The organism is Moritella sp. F3, from assembly GCF_015082335.1.
Lineage (GTDB): Bacteria > Pseudomonadota > Gammaproteobacteria > Enterobacterales > Moritellaceae > Moritella.
The window spans coordinates 1-237 of the sequence record NZ_BLRL01000161.1 but is presented as its reverse complement, the minus strand read 5'-3'; the positions used below and the strand labels follow the sequence as shown (position 1 = coordinate 237).

Sequence of the window (237 nt, the reverse complement as noted above, 5' to 3'; positions counted from 1 at the left end):
GGGATAGGCGTCGCCAGCTTGCCGTTCTATCAAGTTGAAGAGCTGCTCAAACAAGGTGAGCTTATTCACGTGTTCCCAGAATGGTCGATAAAAGCCCAAAAGCTAAGCCTTATCTATGCTCAAAGAAGAGTAACACCGCAGAAGTTGGTCACTTTTAACCGAGCCGTAAAAGAGTGGTTGGAATCGAATAACGCTTATACGTTGTAGGTTTTATAACGCTAAATCTTTCAATTGGAA

At 43.0% G+C, this 237-nt stretch carries 1 pseudogene; it reads left to right on the top strand.

Annotated elements, in window-relative coordinates:
- Positions 1-207, top strand: a pseudogene (locus JFU56_RS22755) (LysR family transcriptional regulator); the annotation flags it as partial.
- Between the last annotated feature and the right edge of the window lie 30 nt (positions 208-237).